The sequence below is a fragment of the Stutzerimonas sp. CXK-1 genome (assembly GCF_057738225.1).
In genome coordinates this window covers 3,233,039-3,250,955 of the sequence record NZ_CM173217.1, presented here as the reverse complement: position 1 = coordinate 3,250,955, position 17,917 = coordinate 3,233,039, and the positions used below count along the sequence as shown (strand labels likewise).

Here is a 17,917-nt window from a genome sequence, read left to right as displayed (position 1 = left end):
GTCCTAGAGGTCGCGATGGCGAACCTGAAGATTCTTGAGAGGCTCCCGTAGCGCCTGTCCGAGACGCTCGGCCAGATAGACCGAGCGGTGGTGGCCGCCGGTGCAGCCGATCGCCACGGTGACGTAGGCCCGGTTGCTGGCGGCGAAGCGTGGCAGCCATTTGCTCAGGTAGGCGTGGATGTCCTGGAACATTTCCTCGACATCGGGCTGGACGGCCAGGTAGTCGATCACCGGCTGGTCGAGGCCGGAAAAGTCGCGCAGCTCCGCCTTCCAGTACGGGTTGGGCAGGCAGCGAACGTCGAACACCAGGTCGGCGTCGACCGGCATTCCGCGCTTGAACCCGAACGACTCGATCAGAAATGCGGTACCGGGCTCCGGCTTGTTCAGCAGTCGCAGCTTGAGTGCATCGCGCAGCTGATAGAGATTCAGGTGCGTGGTGTCGACCTTCAGGTCGGCATGGTCGGCGATCGCCGTCAGCAACAGCTCTTCATCGCGAATGGCTTCGGCCAAAGAGCGGGTTTCGTTCGTCAGCGGGTGACGGCGGCGGGTTTCGGAAAAGCGCTTGAGCAGGGTTTCGTCGTCGGCGTCCAGATACAGGACGTCGCATTGAATGTGCCTGCCCCGGACTTCCTGCAGCAACTCCGGGAAGCGTCTGAGCTGGCTCGGCAGGTTTCGCGCATCGATCGAGACGGCGACCTGCGGTTGCAGCAGTTCGGTGTGTAGCAGGGCGCGCTCGGCGAGTTCCGGTAGAAGTCCCGCCGGCAGGTTGTCGATGCAATAGAAGCCGTTGTCCTCGAGTACATCCAGTGCCGTGCTTTTCCCCGACCCCGAGCGGCCGCTGACGATGATCAGGCGCATCACGACAGCCTCTGGCCCACGCTCCGGCGTGCGGAGCGTTGGAGGCTCCGTCGACGTGGCGTCATGGTTGGATGGCTCGCAGTCACCAAACTTCTCTCCTCATGCCGCACTCAATGCGAATGCGGCCGCGAGCGGGCATCAGGCCCCGCTCTGAACGTCGACGACCACCTGATAGAGGCTTTCGCTGGTCTGCGCTTGGCGCAGGCGCGCGCGGACGTCCTCCCGGTCCAGCATGCTGGCGATCTGGCGCAGCAGCTCGAGATGCTCGTCGGTCGCAGCCTCGGGCACAAGCAGAACGAACAGGAGATCGACCGGCTCGCCGTCGATCGCGTCGAAGTCTACCGGTGCATCGAGGCGCAATACCGCACTGACCGGCGAGGTGCAGCCGGCCATGCGACAGTGAGGAATGGCAATGCCGTTGCCGAAGCCCGTGGATCCGAGCTTTTCGCGAGCCACCAGGCTTTCGAAGATGGTCTGCGAATCCAGGTCCGGAATATCCTGGGCGACCACCTTGGCGATCTGTTCGAGTACGCGTTTCTTGCTGCCGCCCGGGACGTTCACCAGCGAACGTCCGGGGGTCAGGATGCTTTCGAGTCGGATCATGTCGATTAGCGGGCAACGACGCCCTGGGAATGGTCGAGCTGCTTTTCCTTGTGCTTGATCAGCTGACGATCAAGCTTGTCGACCAGCAGGTCGATGGCGGCATACATGTCTTCGTGTTCGGCATTGGCCACAACCTCGCGCCCGGCGATATGCAGCGTGCCTTCGGCTTTCTGCTTGAGCTTTTCAACCTGCAGGAACACCTGAACGCTGATGATGCGGTCGAAGTGGCGCGAAAGCCGCTCGAACTTCTCCTCGACATAGCTGCGCAGGGCATCAGTCACTTCCAGATGAAGACCGCTGATGTTGATTTGCATACTGCTTCTCCTTGTTGCTTTCCGCAGAAGAGGCAGACCTCGGTCTGCCATCCAAACCTTCCGAACCAGCCGTGTTCGTCTACAGTCGCTTTCGCTCACTTGACGGCGCGATACCCAGTGATTCGCGATATTTCGCCACGGTACGACGCGCTACCTGAATGCCTTGTGCCTCCAGTAAACCAGCGATCTTGCTGTCGCTCAATGGCTTTTTCGGGTTTTCCGCGGCAACCAGTTTCTTGATGATCGCGCGGATCGCCGTCGACGAGCATTCGCCGCCTTCGGTTGTGCTTACGTGGCTGGAGAAAAAGTACTTGAGCTCGTAGATGCCGCGCGGCGTATGCATGTATTTCTGTGTCGTGACGCGCGAAATGGTCGACTCGTGCATGCCGACGGCTTCGGCGATGTCATGCAGGACCAGGGGCTTCATTGCCTCTTCGCCGTGCTCGAGAAAACCGCGCTGATGCTCGACGATCTGGGTCGCCACTTTCATCAGGGTCTCGTTGCGGCTCAGCAGGCTCTTGATGAACCAGCGCGCCTCCTGCAGCTGATTTCGCATGAACGTGTTGTCGGCGCTCGTATCGGCTCGCTTGACGAAGCCGGCGTACTGCGGATTGACGCGCAGGCGCGGCATGGCTTCCTGATTGAGCTCGACCAGCCAGCGGCCGTTGTGCTTACGCACGATGACATCCGGGACGACATACTCCGGTTCGCTGGCTTCGATCTGCGAGCCGGGCCTGGGGTTGAGAGATTGCACGAGTTCGATGACCTGGCGCAGCTCGTCTTCCTTGAGCTTCATGCGACGCATTAGAGCGCTGTAGTCGCGGTTGCCGAGCACGTCGAGGTAGTCGCGGACCAGGCGTTGCGCTTCGGCAAGCCAGGCGGTGTTCGACGGCAGCTGGCGCAACTGCAGCAGCAGGCATTCGCGCAGATCGCGGGCTCCGATACCGGCAGGCTCGAACTGCTGTACGCGGTGCAGAACGACCTCGATCTCGTCCATCTCCACATCGAGTTCCGGGTCGATCGACGCGAGAATGTCTTCCAGGCTTTCTTCCAGATAACCCTGGTCGTTGATGCCGTCGATGATCGAGGTGGCGATCAGGCGATCGGTATCGCTCATCGGCGTGAGATTGAGCTGCCAGAGCAGGTGGGCCTGAAGGCTGAGGCCCGTCGGGGTGCGCGTGGTGAAATCCCACTCGTCATCGTCGCTGGCCGGCAGGCTGCTGGCGCTGGTCTGGTAGATATCTTCCCAGGCGGTATCGACAGGCAGCTCGCTGGGAATTCGCTCGCTCCATTCGTTATCGTCCAGGCTCTCGGCCGAGTGGCTGGTCTCTTCGTAGCGGCTGTCGAGAGCAGGCTGGTCGTTGTCTCCGGTGCTGCTCCCCGCTTCGCTGGCTTCGGCCATCGGGTCGGCGCCGTCGTAGTCGTCGCCGTCCTCCTCGCGCTCGAGCATCGGGTTGGAATCCAGGGCCTCCTGGATTTCCTGTTGCAGATCCAGCGTTGAAAGCTGGAGCAATCGAATGGCTTGTTGCAGCTGAGGCGTCATGGTCAGCTGCTGGCCCATCTTCAGGACTAGCGATGGTTTCATGGCAGAGGACTTCGAACCTTTGATGCCGGCGCTGGTGCGCCTGTTCCTAATCGCTGGCGCGCGTTGCGCCGCCGGGAAAGCAAATTATATGCCTACCTGCGAAGCCCTTGCCTAGGCCTGGTTGTCGTTTAATCCGTTAAAAAGGGGCTCACAGGCGGAATTCGTGGCCCAGATAGACTTCCTTGACCAACTGGTTGGCCAGAATCGTCTCGGCATCGCCTTCGGCGATCAGTCGGCCATCGTTGACGATGTAGGCCGTCTCGCAGATATCCAGGGTCTCGCGCACATTGTGATCGGTTATCAGCACGCCGATGCCCTTGGCCTTGAGATGGTGGATGATCTGCTTGATGTCGCCGACCGAAATCGGGTCCACGCCGGCAAAGGGTTCGTCAAGCAGGATGAACTTCGGCGACGTTGCCAGCGCGCGAGCGATTTCGACGCGTCGGCGTTCGCCGCCGGACAGGCTCATGCCGAGGCTGTCGCGGATGTGGCTGATATGAAATTCCTGCAGCAGCGCTTCGAGCGCCTGCTGGCGGCCGGCGCGGTCGAGATCCTTGCGCGTTTCGAGAATGGCCATGATGTTGTCGGCCACCGAAAGCTTGCGAAAGATCGATGCTTCCTGGGGCAGGTAGCCGATGCCGGCACGCGCCCGGCCGTGCATTGGCAGGTGGGTGACGTCCTGCTGATCGATCAGCACGCGTCCCTGGTCGGCGCCGACCAGGCCGACGATCATGTAGAAGCAGGTGGTCTTGCCTGCGCCGTTGGGGCCAAGGAGGCCCACGATCTGGCCGCTCTCGATGGACAGGCTGACGTCACGGACGACCTGGCGGCTCTTGTAGCTCTTGGCCAGATGCTGCGCTTTGAGTACGGCCATTACTGCGCCTGCTCTGCTGGCTGATCCTTCTTGCGCGGCTGGATGACCATGTCGACACGCGGACGCGGCGTGGTCACTTCGGCATTGCTCGCGCGGCCCGCGTTGACGATCTGCCGGCGGGTGTCATAGACGATCTTCTCGCCTTCGAAGGTATTGCCTTCCTGGACGACCTTCGCCTGGTCGATCAGCACGATGCGCTCGTTCGCGGCGAAGTACTGGATGGTCAGGCCGTAAGCCTTGACGATGTCCTTGTCGACCGCCGGCTTCTGCTCGTAGTAGGCGGGCTTGCCGATCGAGGTGAATACCTCGACGTCGCCATTCTCGTTCTGGGTGATGGTGACGGTGTCACCAGTGATCTTCATCGTGCCCTGGGTGATGACCACGTCGCCACGATAGACCGCGACGCCCTGTCGGTCATCCAGTTCGGCGGTATCGGCCTGCACGCGAATCGGCTGATCGCGATCCTCGGGAAGTGCCCAGGCGGAGCTGCCGAGCAGATAGGCGCTCAAACCGAGCAGGAGGGGAAGGGTCTTAACGCAGCTCATGCTGGCCTCTTACGTTGGACAGCAGGAGCATCCTGCCGTCATCCAGGTACGCTTTCATTCCATTGGCGGTGGTAACACCGTTGGCGGCGTCGATTCTAACGGCTTGGCGGGTTTCGGCGTAATCCTTCTCCGGCCACACCGTCATGCGGCTGGTGGTCACGACGGTCGGGCGTCCCTTGGCGTCGGTGCGCTCGACGACCACGTCATCGATGAGTTCGACCTGTTCGCCGCCAGGCGACACTTCGCCTCGCTCGCTGCGCACGTGCCACGGAAGCTCCGTGCCGCGATAGGCCAGCAGGTCGGGACGGGTAAGCAGGCTGACGTCGCTCGCCTTGATGTGCTCCATGCGCTCGCTGCGTAGTTCGTAGTGGCGCTTGCCGCCCGGCTGATACTGCACGGTGCGCGCGTTGACCACGTAGAAGTCGATGCTCGGCTCTGTCGAGGTCGCCTGCACAGGCTCCTGCATGAAACTCTCCGGGCGGATGTTCCAGTAGCCCACGGCCACCAGCAGCGCGGCGATGACGCCCAGCAACAGCGGGAAGCGCAGCTTTTGCAGCATGGTGTTCCTCTCTATAGGTAGGCGGCCTGTGCCGCCTCGAGATTGCCCTGTGCCTGGAGGATAAGCTCGCAGAACTCGCGCGCTGCCCCTTCACCACCACGCGCCTGGGTCACGCCATGCGCGTGTTGGCGCACGAAGGGATCGGCACTGGCCACGGCCATGCCCAGGCCGACGCGGCGAATCACCGGTAGATCCGGCAGGTCGTCGCCCAGGTAGGCGACCTGAGCATAGTTCAGCCCCAGCTCGCCGAGCAGCTCATCGAGTACCACGAGTTTGTCCTCGCGACCCTGATAGAGATGCTGGATGCCCAGGTTCTGCGCGCGGCGCTCGACCACCGGTGTCTTGCGGCCGCTGATGATCGCGGTACGCACGCCGGAGTTGATCAGCATCTTGATGCCGTGGCCGTCGAGCGTGTTAAAGGTCTTGAACTCGCTGCCATCGGTCAGAAAGTACAGGCGACCATCGGTCAGTACGCCATCGACATCGAAAATGGCCAGGCGGATCTGGCGGGCGCGTTCGAGCAGGTCAGCTTGCATCACAGTACTCCGGCGCGCAGCAGGTCGTGCATGTTCAGTGCGCCAACCGGGTGGTCGCTGTCGTCGACCACGACAAGCGCGTTGATCTTATGGTCTTCCATGATCTTCAACGCCTCGGCGGCCAGCATGTCGGGCGTAGCGGTCTTGCCGTGAACGGTCATTACCTGGTCGATCAGCGCCTGCTGGAAATCGATGCCGCGGTCCAGTGTGCGGCGCAGGTCGCCGTCGGTGAAGATACCGGCCAGGCGCCCGTCGTCTTCCAGGACAACGGTCATGCCCAGGCCTTTCTGGGTCATTTCCAGCAGTGCGTCGCGCAGCGCCGTGCCGCGCTTGACGCAGGGCAAGCGGGCGCCGCTGTGCATGACATGTTCGACTTTCAGCAGGAGTCGCCGGCCCAGCGCGCCGCCGGGATGGGAAAAAGCGAAGTCTTCTGCGGTGAAACCACGGGCCTCGAGCAGGGCGATGGCCAGCGCATCGCCGAGCACCAGGCTGGCGGTGGTCGAGGAGGTTGGCGCCAGGTTGAGCGGACAGGCCTCGGCCGCGACGCTGGCGTCGAGATTCACGGCTGCGGCCTTGGCCAGTACCGACTCGGGCTGCCCCGTCATGCTGATCAGGGTGATGCCCAGGCGCTTGATCAGCGGCAGCAGTGTGACGATCTCGCTGGTGGTGCCCGAGTTCGACAGGGCCAGGACCACGTCATCACGGGTGATCATGCCCATGTCGCCGTGGCTGGCCTCGGCGGGATGGACGAAAAAGGCGGCGGTCCCCGTGCTGGCCAGGGTGGCGGCAATCTTGTTGCCGATATGGCCGGACTTACCCATGCCTACCACCACTACGCGCCCCTTGCACTCGAGGATCAGCCGGCAGGCATGTTCGAAACGTTCGTCGATGCGCTGCTTCAGCTGTTCGACTGCTTCGATTTCCATGCTGATGGTGCGAAGGGCGGATTCGATCAGGCGGGCTTGCTTGGGCATGGTCGTTTGCGCTGGCAATGAAAAGCCGAGGAGTATAACGCTATTCGCGAGCATGCTCATGCAAAAGTCACCCGGCTCCGCCCGCGTCGTTCGCGGACGGACAGCAAGCTTTTGCAACGGGCTGCGCTATGCCGCGTGTTGGGACGGGCGAGGGGCGGTGCTATAGTGCGCGCCGCCGAAAGGTCAGCGCACAACGTATCCCCTGTCCATCGGGGGCCGTCTGAAGGAAGCGGGCGGTTTGCAAGGAGACCAGATGAGCGCCAGCAATGCCTACGCCGTCGAGCTGAAGGGAGTGACCTTCAGGCGCGGTGAGAGGGCCATTTTCGATAACGTCGACATCGTTATTCCCAGAGGCAAGGTCACGGCCATCATGGGGCCGTCCGGCTGTGGCAAGACAACGCTGCTGCGATTGATCGCGGCGCAGCTGATGCCCAGCTCCGGCGAGGTCTGGGTGGCCGGTCACAACCTTCCCAAGCTATCGCGCAGCGAACTGTTCGACATGCGCAAGCAGATGGGGGTGCTGTTCCAGAGCGGCGCGCTGTTCACCGACCTCGATGTCTTCGAGAACGTCGCGTTTCCGTTGCGCGTGCACACCAGCCTGCCCGAGGAGATGATCCGCGACATCGTGCTGATGAAGCTCCAGGCTGTCGGCCTGCGTGGCGCCGTCGAGCTGATGCCGGATGAACTCTCCGGCGGCATGAAGCGTCGCGTGGCACTTGCTCGCGCCATTGCGCTGGATCCCCAGATTCTGATGTACGACGAGCCATTCGCCGGCCAGGACCCGATCGCAATGGGTGTTCTGGTGCGGCTGATCCGCCTGCTCAACGATGCGCTGGGTATCACCAGTATCGTGGTTTCGCATGATCTGGCCGAGACGGCCAGCATTGCCGACTATATCTACGTGGTCGGCGACGGCCAGGTGCTTGGTCATGGTGTGCCGGCCGAACTGATGGAGTCGGATAACCCGCGTATCCGACAGTTCATGCAGGGCGCGGCCGATGGCCCCGTGCCTTTCCATTTCCCGGCGCCGTCCTATGCCGAAGATTTGCTCGGAGGTGCCGATGCGTAAGCGCTCGATGGCCGAGCAGGTTCGCCTGCTCGGTCGTGCCGGTATGGACGTGGTGGCCGCGCTTGGGCGCTCGAGCCTGTTTCTCGGGCATGTGCTCCTGGGGCGCAGCGGGTTGCGCAACGGCTTCGGCCTGCTGGTGCGTCAGTTGTACTTCGTGGGCGTGCTTTCGCTGGCGATCGTGGTGGTTTCCGGGCTGTTCATCGGCATGGTGCTGGCCCTGCAGGGGTACAACATCCTGACCAGTTACGGGTCCGAGCAGGCTGTCGGCCAGATGATCGCGCTGACGCTCCTGCGCGAGCTCGGGCCTGTGGTTACCGCGCTGCTGTTCGCCGGGCGTGCCGGCTCGGCGCTGACAGCCGAGATCGGCAACATGAAATCGACCGAACAGCTTTCCAGCCTGGAGATGATCGGCGTCGATCCGCTGAAGTATGTGATTGCTCCGCGGCTCTGGGCCGGCTTCATTTCCCTGCCGCTGTTGACGTTGATCTTCAACGTGGTCGGCATCTGGGGAGGAGCCATGGTCGCCGTGGACTGGCTGGGAGTCTATGAGGGGTCCTTCTGGGCGAACATGCAGAACAGCGTCGACTTTCACTCCGACGTGTTCAACGGCATCGTCAAGAGCGTGGTCTTCGCCCTCGTGGTGACTTGGATCGCGGTATTCCAGGGTTATGACTGCGAGCCCACTTCGGAGGGTATCAGTCGCGCCACGACGCGCACTGTCGTCTATGCCTCGCTGGCCGTTCTCGGGCTGGATTTCATTCTGACCGCATTGATGTTTGGAGATCTCTGATGCGTATCCGCACACTGGAAATGGGTGTCGGGCTGTTTCTGCTCGCCGGGCTGCTGGCGCTGCTTTTGCTGTCGCTGCGCGTCAGCGGTCTGACCGTCAGCAATGCCGATACCTACAAGCTCTACGCCTATTTCGACAACATCGCCGGGCTCACGGTACGGTCCAAGGTGACCATGGCTGGTGTGACCATTGGCAAGGTCACCGCGATCGATCTCGATCGCGACACCTACACTGGTCGGGTGACGCTCGAGATTCAGAACGATGTGAACATTCTGCCGGTCGACTCCACTGCATCGATCCTCACGGCAGGCCTGCTTGGCGAAAAGTACATCGGCATCAGCGTGGGCGGTGAAGAAGATGTGCTCGGCGAGGGCGATACGATTCGCGACACTCAGTCGTCGTTGGTCCTCGAAGACCTGATCGGCAAGTTCCTGCTCAACTCGGTAAACAAGGAATAAGGAGTGCAATCCATGTTGACTGCTCTGCGTCGCGGGCTGCTGGTGCTGCTCGCGGTTCTGCCACTGTTCACCCAGGCGGCGGCCAGCCCGCACCAGGTCATCCAGCAGACCACCGACAAGCTGCTGGCCGACCTCAAGGCCAACAAGGATCGCTATCGCCAGGATCCGGCCGCCTTCTACGATGCGCTGAACGAGATCCTCGGCCCGGTCGTCGATGCCGAAGGCATTTCGCGCAGCATCATGACGGTCAAATACGCGCGCGGCGCCACTCCGGAGCAGATGACGCGCTTCCAGGAGAACTTCAAGCGCAGCCTGATGCAGTTCTATGGCAATGCGCTGCTGGAATACAACAACCAGCAAATCCGAGTGCTGCCGCCATCCGGCAAGCAGGACGACAAGCGAACCAGTGTGGCCATGGAAGTGGTCGGCCGTCAGGGCGAGGTCTATCCGGTGTCCTATACGATGGTGAATCAGGGCGAGTGGCGCGTGCGCAACGTGATCATCAACGGGATCAACATCGGGAAGTTGTTCCGCGATCAGTTCGCCGACTCGATGCAGAAGAACGGCGGTGATCTGGACAAGACGATCGACGGCTGGGCCGAGGTCGTGGCGCGTGCGAAGGATACTCCCGCTGGCCAGCAGGCTGCAGGCGATGAGTGAAGGCCGCATCGAGCGCGGCGGCAATGGCGAGCTGCGCCTGAGTGGTGAGCTGGATCATCGCAGTGGGGCGGCCCTGCGGGAGCAGGGGCGGGCGCTGATCCAGGCGTCGAGTGGCGGCGTGCGGCTCGACTGCTCGGGTGTCGAGCGCTCCAACAGCGTGGGGCTTTCGTTGCTGCTTTCGTTCATGCGCGATGCGCGTGCGGGCGGACAGGCGATGCAGGTGGTTGGCCTGCCGCAGGAAATGCGCGACATCGCCAAGGTGTCCGGGTTGGATGAGGTCCTGCCGCTGGGCGAGCAGGCTTGAGAGATGGAGCGGGCATGAAGCTGAACTGGGCGGAACGGATGCGAGAGCGGCTGCATGTCCTGGCCGAGGCGCTGGGCAACCTGCTGGTCGAGGCCTTTCATTATCTGGCGCTGTTCGCTATTGGCGCGGCTACGGCATGGGCCGCACTGATGGCGTTTCTGGATATGGTCGACAAGGGCAGCGCGAGTGTCGACGACATCCTGCTGCTGTTCATCTACCTAGAGCTCGGTGCGATGGTCGGGATCTACTTCAAGACCAACCACATGCCGGTTCGCTTCCTCATCTATGTCGCGATCACCGCGCTGACGCGGCTGCTGATCTCCGACGTTTCGCACCACCATCGCCCGGACATGGGAGTGGTCTACGTCTCCGGGGCGATTCTGTTGCTGGGGCTGGCGGTCTTTGTGGTGCGCTATGCCTCGTCACGCTTTCCCGCGCCGCAGGCCGACAGTGCCCGGCCTGCACAGCCGCGACCGATGTCGCCCGCGCATGGCGATGCTGTCGACTGATCGGCGGATGCGGTCCGCCGGGCGGGGTTCGCAGCTTCGGGCGTTTTTTGTATGATGGCCGGCCCGTGCGCCCAAGCGCCGATCGAGGTTGAACATGCAGGCCCTAGAAGTGAAGAATTTCCTGGAAGAGAAGATTCCGGGAGCCCAGGTAGAAGTCGAAGGCGAAGGCTGCAATTTCCAGCTGAATGTCATCAGCGATGAGTTGGCTGCGCTCAGTGCGGTCAAGCGCCAGCAGCAGATCTACGCGCACCTCAACCCCTGGATCGCCGATGGCAGTATTCACGCCGTTACCATGAAGTTCTTCAGTCGCGACGACTGGGCCGCTCGCGGCTGAGCGCGGCGGCCATTCGCACAGACAGCTTTGGCGCCAGGCAAGCCGTGGCGCCTTTCGACGGGGTCTCAGGCCTGCGGGCTACGGAATACCATGGATAAATTGATCATTACCGGCGGTGTACGCCTCGACGGCGAAATCCGCATTTCCGGCGCGAAAAACTCCGCGTTGCCCATCCTTGCCGCGACGCTGCTCGCCGATACCCCGGTCACGGTGTGCAACCTGCCGCACCTGCACGACATCACCACGATGATCGAGCTGTTCGGTCGCATGGGCGTGCAGCCGATCATCGATGAAAAGCTCAGTGTCGAGGTCGACGCCAGCAGCATCCGCACGCTGGTCGCCCCTTACGAGCTGGTCAAGACCATGCGCGCCTCGATCCTGGTGCTGGGGCCGATGGTGGCTCGCTTCGGTGAGGCCGAGGTCGCGTTGCCGGGCGGTTGCGCGATCGGCTCGCGGCCGGTCGACCTGCACATCCGCGGGCTCGAAGCCATGGGCGCGCATATCGAAGTCGAGGGTGGCTACATCAAGGCCAAGGCACCGGCCGGCGGCCTGCAGGGCGCGCGGTTCCTGTTCGATACGGTCAGCGTGACGGGCACCGAGAACATCATGATGGCGGCCGCGCTGGCCAACGGGCGCAGTGTGCTGGAGAACGCCGCACGCGAGCCGGAGGTGGTCGATCTGGCCAACTTCCTCAACGCGATGGGCGCGAAGATCAGCGGTGCCGGCACCGACACCATCGTCATCGAGGGCGTCAAGCGCCTGGGTGGCGGGCGTTACAGCGTCATGCCTGACCGCATCGAAACCGGCACCTACCTGGTGGCTGCCGCCGCGACCGGTGGTCGCGTGCGCTTGAAGGATACCGATGCGACCCTGCTCGAGGCCGTGCTGCACAAGCTGGTCGAGGCGGGTGCCCATATCGACACGGGCAGCAACTGGATCGAGCTGGACATGAAGGGTAAGCGGCCAAAGGCCGTGAACGTGCGTACCGCACCCTACCCGGCGTTCCCCACCGATATGCAGGCTCAGTTCATCGCCCTGAACGCCGTCGCCGAAGGTACCGGCACGGTGATCGAGACGGTCTTCGAGAACCGCTTCATGCACGTCTACGAGATGAACCGCATGGGTGCGCAGATTCTCGTCGAGGGCAATACGGCCATCGTGACCGGCGTCGATCACCTGAAGGGTGCGCCGGTCATGGCCACCGACCTGCGCGCCTCGGCCAGCCTGGTGATCGCCGGCCTGGTCGCCGAGGGTGATACGCTCATCGACCGCATCTACCACATCGACCGTGGCTACGAGTGCATCGAAGAGAAGCTGCAGTTGCTCGGAGCGAAGATTCGCCGCATCCCGGGTTGATTGCCGTGGCCCGCCTTGCGCGGGCCTTTGAGCGGGCCGCCAGGCTTCGCAGGATTCAGAAGGATTCATCCATGCTCACCATTGCGCTGTCCAAAGGCCGCATCCTCGACGACACCCTGCCGCTGCTGGCAGAGGCGGGCATCGTACCGACCGAGAATCCGGACAAGAGCCGCAAGCTGATCATCCCTACCACTCAGGACGACGTGCGCCTGCTGATCGTGCGTGCTACGGACGTGCCGACCTATGTCGAGCATGGTGCGGCCGACCTCGGCGTGGCTGGCAAGGACGTGCTCATGGAGTACGGCGGACAGGGGTTGTACGAGCCGCTGGATCTGAAGATCGCCAATTGCAAGTTGATGACCGCTGGCAAGGTCGGCGCGGTCGAGCCCAAGGGGCGGCTGCGTGTCGCCACCAAGTTCGTCAACGTGGCCAAGCGTTACTACGCACAGCAAGGTCGGCAGGTTGAAATCATCAAGCTCTACGGCTCGATGGAGCTGGCTCCGCTGGTCGGCCTGGCCGACAAGATCATCGACGTGGTCGATACGGGCAACACGCTGCGAGCCAACGGCCTCGAGCCGCAGGAGCTGATTGCCACCATCAGTTCGCGCCTGATCGTCAACAAGGCTTCGATGAAGATGCAGCACGCGCGCATCCAGGCCCTGATCGAGGCCTTGCAGGCCGCCGTCGAGCGACACCACGCCTAACGTCTTACGCCGCATTCGGCTATCCGACCCATAGCCGAAAAGCGCAGGCGCCGCCCCGGCCTCCTTGGTACTCTAGGCGGCCTGTACGGTCGGCGCGCCAGATCCTGCGGCGCCGGGCGTCCGGTCATGGCAAGGCCATGGCTGCCCCGATGCCCGACCGCTATCCGAGCCGTTTCATTGCTAGCCAACCACGAGGCCCGTCATGACCGCTTTCAACGCTGTGCGTCGACTCAACGCTGCCGATCCCGATTTCGCCCGGCAGATGGACCATCTGCTGAGCTGGGAAAGCGTGTCCGACGACGCGGTCAACGGCCGCGTGCTGGAGATCATCAAGGCCGTGCGCGAGCGCGGTGATGCAGCGCTGGTGGAGTTCACTCAGCGCTTCGACAATCTGGAGGTCGCCGACATGGCAGACCTCATCCTCGCGCGCGAGCGTCTGGACCTCGCACTCCAGCGCATCTCGCCCGAGCAGCGTGCGGCGCTCGAGGCCGCGGCCGAGCGGGTGCGGGCGTACCACGAGCGGCAGCGTCAGGACTCCTGGAGCTACACCGAGGCCGATGGCACCGTGCTCGGGCAGAAGGTCACGCCGTTGGACCGCGCAGGGCTCTACGTGCCCGGCGGCAAGGCTGCCTATCCGTCCTCGGTGCTGATGAACGCGATCCCGGCGAAGGTCGCCGGCGTTCCCGAGGTGGTCATGGTGGTACCGACGCCGCGCGGCGAAGTCAACGAGCTGGTGCTGGCTGCAGCTGCGCTGGCGGGCGTCGACCGCGTCTTCTGCATCGGTGGTGCGCAGGCGGTCGCCGCGCTTGCCTATGGCACCGAAAGCGTGCCGCCCGTGGACAAGATCGTCGGGCCTGGAAATATCTATGTCGCTACGGCCAAGCGCCATGTGTTCGGCAAGGTGGGGATCGACATGATCGCCGGTCCGTCCGAGATCCTCGTGGTCTGCGATGGCAAGACCGATCCGGACTGGATCGCGATGGACCTGTTCTCCCAGGCCGAGCACGACGAGGATGCCCAGTCGATCCTGGTCAGCCCGGATGCGGCCTTTCTCGACCGCGTCGCCGAGAGCATCGAGCGTTTGTTGCCGACGCTCGAGCGGGCGGACATCGCACGCACCTCGCTGAGTGCACGCGGCGCGCTGATCGCGGTCGCGGACATGGCGCAGGCCATCGAGGTGGCCAACCGAATCGCTCCGGAGCACCTGGAGCTGTCGGTCGAGAATCCGGAGCAGTACCTGCCGCAGATTCGCCATGCCGGCGCCATCTTCATGGGTCGCTACACCGCCGAGGCCCTGGGTGACTACTGTGCCGGCCCCAACCACGTGCTGCCGACTTCAGGCACCGCCCGGTTCTCTTCGCCGCTGGGTGTCTATGACTTCCAGAAGCGCTCGTCGATCATCCATTGCTCGGCCGATGGCGCATCGACCCTCGGCAAGGTCGCTTCGGTACTCGCGCGCGGCGAGTCGCTGACCGCCCATGCGCGCAGTGCCGAGTATCGAATCAAGTAAGTCGGGGGCGCGGTCACAGGCCGTGCCACCGAGGTCACCTGGCGGAGATCGCTATGCGCTTTCCGCCTCATGCCAAGTAGATCGACGTCGAGGAGAGAAGGGCGATGAGCAAGTTCTGGAGCCCCTTCGTCAAGGACCTGGTGCCCTACGTGCCGGGCGAGCAGCCGAAACTGAGCCGGCTGGTCAAGCTGAATACCAACGAGAACCCCTATGGCCCTTCGCCGCTGGCCCTCGAGGCGATGCGTGCGGCGATTGGGGATGAATTGCGCCTGTATCCGGACCCCAACGGCGAGCGCCTGAAGCAGGCGGTGGCCGATTACTACGGCGTGACGCCCGCCCAGGTGTTTGTCGGCAATGGCTCCGACGAGGTGCTCGCGCACGCTTTTCATGGCCTGTTCCAGCACGGGCGGCCGTTGCTGTTTCCCGACGTGACCTACAGCTTCTACCCGGTCTATTGCGGGCTTTACGGCATCGAGTATGAAACCGTTGCGCTGAACGAGCAGTTCGAAATCGATGTCGCCGACTATCAGCGTCCGAATGGCGGCATCATCTTCCCCAACCCGAATGCGCCAACCGGCTGCCTGCTGCCGTTGGCGGCGATCGAGCGCCTGCTCGCCGCTAACCCTGATTCGGTGGTGCTGGTGGATGAGGCCTACGTCGACTTCGGCGGGCAGACCGCCATCTGCCTTGTCGACCGCTATCCGAACCTCCTGGTAACCCAGACCTTGTCCAAGTCGCGTTCGCTGGCTGGCTTGCGTGTCGGGCTCGCGGTAGGTCACCCCGACCTGATCGAGGCGCTCGAGCGGATCAAGAACAGCTTCAACTCCTACCCCCTGGATCGCATCGCTCTGGCTGGCGCGACGGCCGCATTCGAGGATCGGGCCTATTTCGAGCAGACTTGCCGGCAGGTGATCGAAAGCCGTGAGGCGCTGGTGGCCCGGCTTCAGGCCTACGGCTTCGAGGTGCTGCCTTCGGCGGCCAACTTCGTGTTCGCCCGGCATCCCGCCCATGATGCCGCTCGCCTGGCGGCCAGCCTGCGTGAGCAGGGAGTGATCGTGCGGCATTTCCGCCAGCCACGCATCGAGCAGTTCCTGCGCATCACGATCGGTGCACCGGAGCAGAACCAGGCGCTGCTCGAAGCGCTGGAGTCGGCACTCGCCTGAGTCGCTGCGGCTCGGTTTCACCGGGCCGCATGCGCGCTTACTCGCTGGCTGGCGCGGGAGGAGGGCGCATCCCGACCTCGGCGGTCAGGGTCAGCGGTTTACCGTTGCGCAGAATGTCGATATCGATCTGGTCGCCCGGGCGGGTACGCGCGACCTGGTTCATCGAGGTGCGGCCGTCGCTGGCTTGTTCGCCGTCGATGCTCAGGATCAGATCACCTGGCTGCAGGCCGGCGCGATCGGCTGGGCCGTCGCGATATACGCCTGCCACGACGATGCCGGGGCGTCCGGCCTGACCGAAGGATTCGGCCAGTTCCTGAGTCAGCGATTGCACTTCGACGCCCAGCCACCCGCGGATCACCTGGCCATGGTCGATGATCGACTTCATCACTTCGAGTGCCAGCTTTACCGGGATGGCGAAACCGATTCCTTGCGAGCCGCCCGATTCGGAAATGATGGCGGTGTTGATGCCGATCAGGCTGCCCTGCGCGTCGATCAAAGCCCCGCCCGAATTGCCGCGGTTGATCGCCGCATCGGTCTGGATGAAGTCTTCGTAGGTGTTCAGGCCGAGCTGGTTGCGCCCGGTAGCGCTGATGATGCCCATGGTCACCGTCTGTCCGACGCCGAAGGGGTTGCCGATGGCCAGGGTCACGTCGCCAACGCGAATGCTGTCGGAGTGGCCGACGCTGATGACCGGAAGGTCGGGCAGGTCGATCTTGAGGACCGCCAGGTCGGTCTCCGGGTCGCTGCCGATGACGCGGGCGAGTGTTTCGCGGCCGTCGCGCAGCGCCACGACAATCTGCTCGGAGTTGGCCGTAACGTGGTTGTTCGTCAGCAGGTAACCCTCCGGGCTCATGATCACTGCCGAGCCCAGGCTCGACTCCATACGCCGCTGGCGAGGCAGGCTGTCGCCAAAGAAGCGCTGGTAGACCGGGTCCTTGGCCAGAGGTTGCTGCTGTGCTTTCTCGACCAGCTTGGTGGTGTACAGGTTGGCGACCGCCGGTGCTGCGCCGCTGACGGCGGCGGCGTACGAGTTGGGGCCTGGGGGCGGCAGGTTAAGGGCGGGGCGTTGTAGGGTAAAACTCTCACTGCTGCGCCCTACCAATGCCGGATAGCGCTCGATGATCAGCAGGGCGACCAATAAGCCGACCAGCAGCGGCCAGCCGAAATAACGCAGGGCATTGAGCATCTGGGTGGTCCGGAGAGGTTGCGGGGGCCAAGGACGGCCCTTTAAGGTGGCCGCATTATACGAAGCTCTCGACGAAATGCAGCTTTGGCAGCCTGCCAAAGGCTCGAGGGCGTATCGTTTCCTAGCTGCCGAGGTTACGCATGCCCGTTACGCTGCACGCATTGGTCGCCGAGTGCGATCGCTATCTGAACGTCGCCCGGATCGCCGACTATTGCCCCAATGGTCTGCAAGTCGAGGGGCGTGCGGAGGTCCGTCGTCTGGTCAGCGGCGTAACGGCCAGCCAGGCGCTGCTCGACGCGGCGGTCGACGCAGGGGCGGACGCGGTGCTCGTTCATCATGGCTATTTCTGGAAGAACGAAGACGCACGCGTCATCGGCATGAAGCAACGGCGTCTGCGCACCCTGTTGCTCAACGAGATGAGCCTGCTGGCCTACCATCTTCCGCTGGACCTGCACGCCGAGGTGGGCAACAACGTGCGCCTAGGCCATGAGCTGGGGTTGCAGGTGGAAGGGCCACTCGACCCGAGCGACCCGCGCTCGATCGTCTTTCATGGCACGCTGGCACAGGCGCAGACGCCAGAGGTATTCGGCGAGCGCATCCAGGCTGCACTCGGTCGCGAGCCGCTGGTGATTCCGGGTGATCGCCCGATCCGGAGGGTGGCCTGGTGCACCGGCGGCGCCCAGGGCTATATCGAGCAGGCCGTTGCTGCCGGGGTGGATGCCTATGTCACGGGTGAAGTCTCCGAACAAACGGTGCACGTGGCGCGCGAGAACGGCCTGAGCTTTTTCGCCGCGGGGCACCATGCCACCGAGCGCTATGGCGTGAAAGCGCTGGGTGACTACCTTGCTCAGCAGTTCGGCATCGAACATCGCTTCATCGATTGCGATAACCCGGCCTAGCGCAAACGGCCGGCCTGCTCGGCATAAATCTATAACGTTAAGGTCTAATCGCGGGCTCTGATAGAGCATTAGGGCGTGGTAGAGTGGCCGCGTCCAAACGGCCGCTGGCCGTCAATTGCCCCGTCGT

22 protein-coding genes are annotated in these 17,917 nt (G+C 63.3%); 12 read left to right on the top strand and 10 right to left on the bottom strand.

Annotated features, from left to right (window positions below; translation table 11 throughout):
* Positions 1-3: 3 nt before the first annotated feature.
* From rapZ to AC0KXH_RS15480, 9 genes are all read right to left on the bottom strand, one after another.
* A complete protein-coding gene (gene rapZ / locus AC0KXH_RS15520; protein ID WP_041103945.1) occupies positions 4-858 on the bottom strand; it encodes an RNase adapter RapZ in 855 nt (284 codons plus the stop codon).
* Between the two features lie 138 nt (positions 859-996).
* Positions 997-1,461, bottom strand: a complete 465-nt coding sequence (gene ptsN / locus AC0KXH_RS15515; RefSeq protein WP_041103947.1) for a PTS IIA-like nitrogen regulatory protein PtsN — start codon at positions 1,459-1,461, stop codon at positions 997-999.
* A gap of 5 nt (positions 1,462-1,466) precedes the next feature.
* The gene (gene hpf, locus AC0KXH_RS15510) at positions 1,467-1,775 is read right to left on the bottom strand and encodes a ribosome hibernation-promoting factor, HPF/YfiA family (RefSeq protein WP_043221732.1); all 309 of its coding nucleotides are present in this window, start codon (positions 1,773-1,775) and stop codon (positions 1,467-1,469) included.
* 79 nt (positions 1,776-1,854) lie between these two features.
* Positions 1,855-3,360 carry an RNA polymerase factor sigma-54 gene (locus tag AC0KXH_RS15505; protein ID WP_312570784.1) on the bottom strand — a complete coding sequence of 502 codons (1,506 nt, stop codon included), beginning with the start codon at positions 3,358-3,360 and terminating at the stop codon, positions 1,855-1,857.
* 148 nt (positions 3,361-3,508) lie between these two features.
* Positions 3,509-4,234, bottom strand: a complete 726-nt coding sequence (gene lptB, locus AC0KXH_RS15500) for an LPS export ABC transporter ATP-binding protein (RefSeq protein ID WP_041103953.1) — start codon at positions 4,232-4,234, stop codon at positions 3,509-3,511.
* Positions 4,234-4,779 (bottom strand): lipopolysaccharide transport periplasmic protein LptA, encoded by a 546-nt coding sequence (gene lptA, locus AC0KXH_RS15495; protein ID WP_041103954.1) that lies wholly within the window; start codon positions 4,777-4,779, stop codon positions 4,234-4,236. The genes lptB and lptA overlap by 1 nt, the downstream gene beginning before the upstream one ends.
* Entirely contained in the window at positions 4,766-5,338 is a 573-nt protein-coding gene (lptC, locus tag AC0KXH_RS15490) for an LPS export ABC transporter periplasmic protein LptC (protein ID WP_043221724.1), read from the bottom strand. The genes lptA and lptC overlap by 14 nt, the downstream gene beginning before the upstream one ends.
* A gap of 11 nt (positions 5,339-5,349) precedes the next feature.
* Positions 5,350-5,874, bottom strand: coding sequence for a 3-deoxy-manno-octulosonate-8-phosphatase KdsC (gene kdsC, locus AC0KXH_RS15485; protein WP_043221722.1), 525 nt, complete (start codon positions 5,872-5,874; stop codon positions 5,350-5,352).
* Positions 5,874-6,848 (bottom strand): KpsF/GutQ family sugar-phosphate isomerase, encoded by a 975-nt coding sequence (locus AC0KXH_RS15480; protein ID WP_041103960.1) that lies wholly within the window; start codon positions 6,846-6,848, stop codon positions 5,874-5,876. Before AC0KXH_RS15480 ends, kdsC begins: the two co-directional genes overlap by 1 nt.
* Positions 6,849-7,101: 253 nt before the next feature.
* Here AC0KXH_RS15480 and AC0KXH_RS15475 point away from each other — a divergent pair, with 253 nt between their 5' ends.
* The 11 genes from AC0KXH_RS15475 (at position 7,102) to hisC (ending at position 15,705) form a co-directional block, all read left to right on the top strand.
* A complete protein-coding gene (locus AC0KXH_RS15475; protein WP_200629222.1) occupies positions 7,102-7,917 on the top strand; it encodes an ATP-binding cassette domain-containing protein in 816 nt (271 codons plus the stop codon).
* Positions 7,910-8,707 carry a lipid asymmetry maintenance ABC transporter permease subunit MlaE gene (gene mlaE, locus AC0KXH_RS15470; RefSeq protein WP_041103962.1) on the top strand — a complete coding sequence of 266 codons (798 nt, stop codon included), beginning with the start codon at positions 7,910-7,912 and terminating at the stop codon, positions 8,705-8,707. Before AC0KXH_RS15475 ends, mlaE begins: the two co-directional genes overlap by 8 nt.
* Positions 8,707-9,165 (top strand): outer membrane lipid asymmetry maintenance protein MlaD, encoded by a 459-nt coding sequence (mlaD, locus tag AC0KXH_RS15465; RefSeq protein ID WP_041103964.1) that lies wholly within the window; start codon positions 8,707-8,709, stop codon positions 9,163-9,165. Before mlaE ends, mlaD begins: the two co-directional genes overlap by 1 nt.
* 12 nt (positions 9,166-9,177) lie before the next feature.
* Positions 9,178-9,825 (top strand): MlaC/ttg2D family ABC transporter substrate-binding protein, encoded by a 648-nt coding sequence (locus AC0KXH_RS15460; RefSeq protein ID WP_043221716.1) that lies wholly within the window; start codon positions 9,178-9,180, stop codon positions 9,823-9,825.
* Positions 9,818-10,129: an STAS domain-containing protein gene (locus AC0KXH_RS15455; protein ID WP_061340815.1), complete on the top strand. Its 312-nt coding sequence runs from the start codon at positions 9,818-9,820 to the stop codon at positions 10,127-10,129. Before AC0KXH_RS15460 ends, AC0KXH_RS15455 begins: the two co-directional genes overlap by 8 nt.
* A gap of 14 nt (positions 10,130-10,143) precedes the next feature.
* On the top strand, positions 10,144-10,638 hold the full coding sequence (locus AC0KXH_RS15450) for a phosphate-starvation-inducible protein PsiE (RefSeq protein ID WP_061337695.1): 495 nt from the start codon (positions 10,144-10,146) through the stop codon (positions 10,636-10,638).
* Positions 10,639-10,732: 94 nt separating this feature from the next.
* Entirely contained in the window at positions 10,733-10,972 is a 240-nt protein-coding gene (locus tag AC0KXH_RS15445; RefSeq protein WP_041103970.1) for a BolA family protein, read from the top strand.
* Positions 10,973-11,062: 90 nt separating this feature from the next.
* Positions 11,063-12,328: a UDP-N-acetylglucosamine 1-carboxyvinyltransferase gene (gene murA, locus AC0KXH_RS15440; RefSeq protein ID WP_041103972.1), complete on the top strand. Its 1,266-nt coding sequence runs from the start codon at positions 11,063-11,065 to the stop codon at positions 12,326-12,328.
* Between the two features lie 71 nt (positions 12,329-12,399).
* Positions 12,400-13,032, top strand: coding sequence for an ATP phosphoribosyltransferase (gene hisG, locus AC0KXH_RS15435; RefSeq protein WP_043221711.1), 633 nt, complete (start codon positions 12,400-12,402; stop codon positions 13,030-13,032).
* A 202-nt stretch (positions 13,033-13,234) separates the two neighbouring features.
* Complete coding sequence (gene hisD / locus AC0KXH_RS15430; protein WP_043221709.1) at positions 13,235-14,542, top strand: histidinol dehydrogenase; 1,308 nt, start codon at positions 13,235-13,237, stop codon at positions 14,540-14,542.
* Between the two features lie 104 nt (positions 14,543-14,646).
* The gene (gene hisC / locus AC0KXH_RS15425) at positions 14,647-15,705 is read left to right on the top strand and encodes a histidinol-phosphate transaminase (protein WP_043221707.1); all 1,059 of its coding nucleotides are present in this window, start codon (positions 14,647-14,649) and stop codon (positions 15,703-15,705) included.
* Positions 15,706-15,742: 37 nt separating this feature from the next.
* Here hisC and algW read toward each other — a convergent pair whose 3' ends face one another.
* The gene (gene algW, locus AC0KXH_RS15420) at positions 15,743-16,891 is read right to left on the bottom strand and encodes a Do family serine endopeptidase AlgW (protein ID WP_041103980.1); all 1,149 of its coding nucleotides are present in this window, start codon (positions 16,889-16,891) and stop codon (positions 15,743-15,745) included.
* 140 nt (positions 16,892-17,031) lie between these two features.
* On the opposite strand from algW, the gene AC0KXH_RS15415 reads away from it, so the two are divergent.
* Positions 17,032-17,790 (top strand): Nif3-like dinuclear metal center hexameric protein, encoded by a 759-nt coding sequence (locus tag AC0KXH_RS15415; protein ID WP_061337690.1) that lies wholly within the window; start codon positions 17,032-17,034, stop codon positions 17,788-17,790.
* The last annotated feature ends 127 nt before the right edge of the window (positions 17,791-17,917 follow it).